This window comes from Micromonospora sp. NBS 11-29 (assembly GCF_002140155.1).
Lineage (GTDB): Bacteria > Actinomycetota > Actinomycetes > Mycobacteriales > Micromonosporaceae > Micromonospora.
This window is the reverse complement of record NZ_NAPR01000016.1, coordinates 8,614-8,820: the sequence shown is the minus strand read 5'-3', so window position 1 is coordinate 8,820 and position 207 is coordinate 8,614. Positions and strand designations below refer to the sequence as shown.

Genomic DNA, 207 nt, shown 5'->3' with positions numbered 1-207 from the left:
TCAGCACCACCTTGCCGACGTGCCGCGCCTGACTCAGGTGCCGCAACGCCGTGCGCGCCTGCCGCACGTCCCACGCGCGCAGCGGCAGCGGCGTCAGGACACCTTGGCCGAACAGGTCGAGCAGTTCGCCGAGCATCTGCCCGATCCGGACCCCGCCGGCCTCGTTCAGGTCGAACGACCGGTAGGTGACGCCGGGGTGCTCGGCCC

The 207-nt window shown here is 72.5% G+C and carries 1 protein-coding gene; it reads right to left on the bottom strand.

What is annotated here, in order from left to right:
• A partial coding sequence (locus B1205_RS29930; protein ID WP_176308712.1) for a zinc-binding dehydrogenase occupies positions 1 to 207 on the bottom strand: 207 nt, incomplete at both ends.